We start from the raw sequence: 5,007 nt of genomic DNA, 5'->3' as shown, positions 1-5,007 counted from the left end.
GATGGAACTGCTCGGCATCGAGGGCGTCGACCCGGCCACCCTGGTGCGCTGGAGCGACGCGTCGCTGGAGCTGTTCTGGGGGCGGCCCGCACCGGAGCGGCAACTGGAACTGGCGGAGCTGGCGGGCGAGTTCCACCGGTGGCTCACCGCGACCGTGCGCGACGCCGAGGCCGCGCCGGACTCCTTCGTCGGCGCGCTGGCCCGCCACCTGCTGCCCGACGGCCGGCCGCTCGACGTCGCGACCGCCGTCGGCGCGTGCTTCTTCGTCTTCATCGCCGGGCAGTCCACGACCGGGCAGCTCATCTCGACCGTGCTGCACCGCGCGCTCACCGAGCCCGGACTGTGGCCGCGGCCCGCGAGCGAGCCCGGTCTGGCCGAGGCGTGGGTGGAGGAGGTGCTGCGCCGCGAGCCGCCGGTGACCACCTGGCGCCGCGTCACCGCGCACCCCGTGGAGCTCGGCGGGGTGCGGCTCCCCGCCGGGGCGCACCTGCTGCTCATGCTGATGGGTACCGGCTCCGACCCGGAGGTCTTCGGCGACCCCGAGCTGATGTGCCCGCACCGTCCGAACGCCCGCCACCACCTCGCGTTCGGCGTGGGACGTCACCGCTGCCCGGCGCTCACCGAGCCCGGACTGTGGCCGCGGCCCGCGAGCGAGCCCGGTCTGGCCGAGGCGTGGGTGGAGGAGGTGCTGCGCCGCGAGCCGCCGGTGACCACCTGGCGCCGCGTCACCGCGCACCCCGTGGAGCTCGGCGGGGTGCGGCTCCCCGCCGGGGCGCACCTGCTGCTCATGCTGATGGGTACCGGCTCCGACCCGGAGGTCTTCGGCGACCCCGAGCTGATGTGCCCGCACCGTCCGAACGCCCGCCACCACCTCGCGTTCGGCGTGGGACGTCACCGCTGCCCGGGCGCGTCCCTGGCACGCACGGAGGCGGCGGTCGCGCTGCGGGCGGCGGCCCGTCGTCTCCCGGACGTCCGCCTCGCGGGAGCCCCGGAACCCGGCACGGCGACCGGACGGCCGGCCGGCCCGGCCCCGCAGCAGCCTCCGATGCTCGGCCTGCTGTCCTTCCGGGCCCCGCTGCGGGTGCCGGTCGTACGGCGCTGACCGCAGAGGGTGTCTGGCCGGGCTCCCGGCGCCCTGGGACTCCGTCTCCCGCGTTGTCGCCTGTCGCCCGGAGCCGGCCCGGGGCCGTCGGCGCCCGCCCCGTGACGGCCCCCGTCCGCAGGGGCCGCCCGTCAGCCCCGGCCGGTGAACGAGGCGCCGAAGCCGTTGCCCGGGTGCCAGTGGTCGCGCGGCCGGTCGTCGAAGTGCAGGAAGCGGCGCCCCTGGTCCTCCGACCAGCGCGCCAGACAGGGCCACGCGTGGCTCCTGCTGGACAGCACCAGGGCGTCCGCCGAGAGCGCCGGGGCGACGGCGGCGAGTTCGGCGTCCTCGTGGTCCGCACTCACCGAGGTGTCCAGCAGCACCATGTCGACGCCCCGCTCCTGGATCCGCGGGCTCGCCAGGACCTGGACGGAGTCGCCCACGACCTGGTCCACCACCGCCTGGTACGGCCCCTGGATCAGCTCACCGGCCCGGGGGTCGACGTCCACGGTGGTGAGCCGCCCCGAACCGTTGTGCAGCAGGGCCGCGGCGATGAGGCTGCTGGCGATGCCCCGGTGGGGCCCGGCCTCGACCACGTGCGCGGGCGCGAGCGTGCGGACGAAGGCGTAGTAGGCCACGCGGCGGCCGTACCGCACCTCGCGGTCGCACGTGCCCGAGCGGACGCTGGTGGCGAGTCCCCGGGCGAGGGTCCGGCGCAGTTCCGCGTCCTCCTCGGCCTCCCGGACGTACGCCCGCACCTGCTTCACGGGCGCGCCGGTCACCTCGCTGACGAACCAGCACAGGTGGTCGTGGTTGGAGGGCTCCAGCTCGTACGTGAAGCAGGAGTGCTCACGGGAACGGACGAGCCAGGAGCCCGAGCGCTTGAGCACGCGGGCGTCGTGGCGGGCCACGGTGGCCAGTCGCAGGGGCAGCGCGGCAGCCCGCGCGAGCGGCGTGGCGGCGATCTTCCGGGTCAGGTTCTGCATGGGGGGAGGCTAGGGGCGCGGGCCGCCGCGGCCCCCGAAGCGTCCGCCCATGTCGCGCGGCGTCGCCGGAGTGGCCCAAGGACTTCAGCCGGTCGACGCCGTGCGCGGCTCAGAGCTGTGCCACCGCCTCACCGCGGCAGCGGCCGCGGGTGTCGAAGACGCGGCGCGCGTGCCGTTCGACCAGCGCGTAGTCGAAGGCGTCGTGGTCCGTCGTGACGACGACGACGTCGGCGTCGCGCAGCTCCTCCTCCGTCAGGTCCACGCAGAGCACGTGCGCCGGCAGGTGGACGGGGTCCGCGAAGGGTTCGACGGCCCGGACCCGGGCGCCGGCCTCGTGCAGGAGGCGCGCCACCTCGACGGCCGGGGACTCGCGCACGTCGCCGGTGTTCTTCTTGTAGGCGAGCCCGAGGAGCAGGACGCGGGCCCCCGCCGGCTCCCGTCCGAGGGTCTCGGTCACGCGCTGGACGACGTACCGCGGCATGTGCGTGTTGATCTCGTTGGCGAGGGAGATGAACCGGACGTCGTGGCTGAGCGTCCGGCGCACCTGCCAGGCGAGGTAGGTCGGGTCGACGGGCAGGCAGTGGCCGCCCACCCCCGGGCCCGGCAGGAAGGGCATGAAGCCGAACGGCTTGGTCGCGGCGGCGGCCACCGCCTCCCGGATGTCGACGCCCAGGGGGCGGGCGCACATCGCCAGTTCGTTCACCAGCGCGATGTTGACCTGGCGGAAGGTGTTCTCCAGGAGCTTGGTGAGTTCGGCCGTGCGCGGTGAGGAGACCGGCACGGTGCGGTCCACGATCCGGCCGTAGAAGTCCTCGAGCGCGGCGAGGGATTCCGCGTCGACGCCGGAGACGACCTTCGGGGTGTTCTCCAGACGCCAGTGGGCGTTGCCCGGGTCGATGCGCTCGGGGCTGTATCCGAGACGGAAGTCCCGGCCCGCGCGCAGTCCGCTGCCGTGTTCGAGGATCGGCCGCAGGACGTCCTCGGTGGTGCCCGGATACGACGTCGACTCCAGCACGACGGTGGCGCCGGGACGCAGGTGCGGGGTGACGGAGCAGGCGGCGCTCTCGACGTACGAGAGGTCGGGCGCCCCGTCCCGCAGCGGTGTCGGCACGGCGATCACGCAGACGTCGAAGCCCGCTGTCCCGGCGTAGTCGTGAGTGACCGTCAGTCCGGTGTCGAGGGCGGCGCGCAGGCGCGCGTCGGGGATGTCCTCGACGTAGGAGCCGCCCGCCGTCAGCCGCTTGATCCGCTGATCGTCCGTGTCGAGCCCGGTCACCCGGAAGCCCGCTTCGGCGGCCGCGACCGCCAGCGGGAGCCCGACGTATCCGAGCCCGATCACGACGACGTGGCGCGGTGCCCCGGTTGGTCCCATGAAGGCATTCTCCGATCGAGGAACGACAGAAACAGATCGTGTTTATCACCGGATATCTGGAGAAGAGGGATTAATTTACCGACGGCGGCCGGGCACCTTCCCGGGATCACCCCGATACCGCAACCGGATCCCCCGCGGGCCGGGACAGCGACGACGGAACGGGTTTGCCCATGGAATCCCTCACCTATCTGGTCACCGGCGGCGCCGGCTTCATCGGTTCCCATCTCACCGAGGCCCTGCTCGGCGCGGGCCATTCCGTCGTCGTCCTCGACGACCTCTCCACCGGCGAGCTCGAGAACCTCGCGACGGTCGCCTCCCACCCCCGGCTCCGGTTCGTCCGGGGCTCCGTCCTGGACGCGTCCCTGGTCGACGAGCTGACCGGCGCCTGCGGGGCCGTCGTCCATCTGGCCGCGGCGGTGGGCGTGCGCCGGATCGTGGAGCGGCCGCTGGAGTCGTTCACGACGAACGTCCGGGGGGCCGAGCACGTCATCGGTGCCGCGCACCGCCACGGACGCCCCCTGCTGCTCGCCTCGACCTCCGAGATCTACGGCAAGAACACCTCCGGTCCGCTGACCGAGACCGCGGACCGGGTGCTCGGCGCCACGACCGTCGCTCGCTGGTCGTACTCCACGGCGAAGGCCGTCGACGAGATCCTCGCCTTCGCCTACCACCGCGAACACGGCCTGCCCGTCACGGTGGTCCGTCTCTTCAACACCGTCGGGCCCCGGCAGTCCCCGGCCTACGGCATGGTCGTGCCACGCCTGGTCCGCCAGGCCGTGACCGGCGCCCCGCTGACCGTCTACGGCGACGGCCGGCAGAGCCGCTGCTTCGCCCATGTCGCCGACGTGGTCGACGCGCTGATGCGGCTGCTCGCCCATCCCGGCGCGGTCGGCGGGGTGTTCAACGTCGGCACCTCGGACGAGATCTCCGTCGCCGAGCTCGCCGCCCGCATCCTCCGGCGCGCGGGCAGCGACTCGCCGGTGCGTCTCGTGCCCTACGAGGAGGCGTACGGCACGGGCTACGGCTTCGAGGACATGGAGCGCCGGATCCCGGACACGACGAGGCTGCGTGAACTGACGGGCTGGAGCCCGCGCCGCACGCTGGACGACATCCTCGACGCGGCGATCGACGACGCGCGGCGCGCCTGCGCCGCAGCCCCCGGCACCACCGGTGGTGCCGGAGACCCCGTGCCCGGCTCCGGAGCGGCGTGTCCCGGTACCCCGGAGCGGGCCGCGCCCGGCACCCACCCGGACCCCGCTCCGGACGTCCGGGCCGACGCCGGGCCGGCGGCCGGCCCGCTCCCGCCCGCCGCGGCGGACGGGTCCGCCTCCCCGACGGTGCCCGGCACCCGCCGCGTCGGGACGCCGCCGGGCGCCGAACGCAGCACCACCGCCTTCCCCCAGCACCTCTCCTGACGGGACGTCACCGTGGTCCTCGGCATCGCGGCCGTCGCCGTAGACGGTCAGCGGGGCGCCGGTCACGGCCTGGCGGACCAGGCGTGGCACGACCATGCCGTAGGCCGGGGACTGCCGGGGCCCGACGGTGTTGAAGAGACGGACCGACGGACC

4 protein-coding genes and 1 pseudogene are annotated in these 5,007 nt (G+C 74.4%); 2 read left to right on the top strand and 3 right to left on the bottom strand.

Features of this window, described 5'->3' with window-relative positions; translation table 11 throughout:
• A partial coding sequence (locus EAO71_RS39345; RefSeq protein WP_261992452.1) for a cytochrome P450 occupies positions 1 to 1,102 on the top strand: 1,102 nt, incomplete at its 5' end.
• 131 nt (positions 1,103 to 1,233) lie between these two features.
• Here the strand turns inward: EAO71_RS39345 and EAO71_RS32270 are convergent.
• Both EAO71_RS32270 and EAO71_RS32265 read right to left on the bottom strand, forming a co-directional pair.
• Positions 1,234 to 2,067 (bottom strand): class I SAM-dependent methyltransferase, encoded by an 834-nt coding sequence (locus tag EAO71_RS32270; protein ID WP_147981375.1) that lies wholly within the window; start codon positions 2,065 to 2,067, stop codon positions 1,234 to 1,236.
• 109 nt (positions 2,068 to 2,176) lie between these two features.
• The gene (locus tag EAO71_RS32265; protein WP_147981374.1) at positions 2,177 to 3,439 is read right to left on the bottom strand and encodes a nucleotide sugar dehydrogenase; all 1,263 of its coding nucleotides are present in this window, start codon (positions 3,437 to 3,439) and stop codon (positions 2,177 to 2,179) included.
• 170 nt (positions 3,440 to 3,609) lie between these two features.
• Here EAO71_RS32265 and EAO71_RS32260 point away from each other — a divergent pair, with 170 nt between their 5' ends.
• Complete coding sequence (locus EAO71_RS32260) at positions 3,610 to 4,854, top strand: NAD-dependent epimerase/dehydratase family protein (RefSeq protein WP_147981373.1); 1,245 nt, start codon at positions 3,610 to 3,612, stop codon at positions 4,852 to 4,854.
• Positions 4,855 to 4,869: 15 nt separating this feature from the next.
• Here the strand turns inward: EAO71_RS32260 and EAO71_RS39340 are convergent.
• Positions 4,870 to 5,007: pseudogene (locus EAO71_RS39340) on the bottom strand (NAD-dependent epimerase/dehydratase family protein); the annotation flags it as partial.

The sequence above is a fragment of the Streptomyces sp. MS191 genome, from assembly GCF_008042125.1.
Taxonomy (GTDB): domain Bacteria; phylum Actinomycetota; class Actinomycetes; order Streptomycetales; family Streptomycetaceae; genus Streptomyces.
Note: the sequence above shows the minus strand (reverse complement) of the source record. Positions and strands in the feature narration are given on the sequence as shown.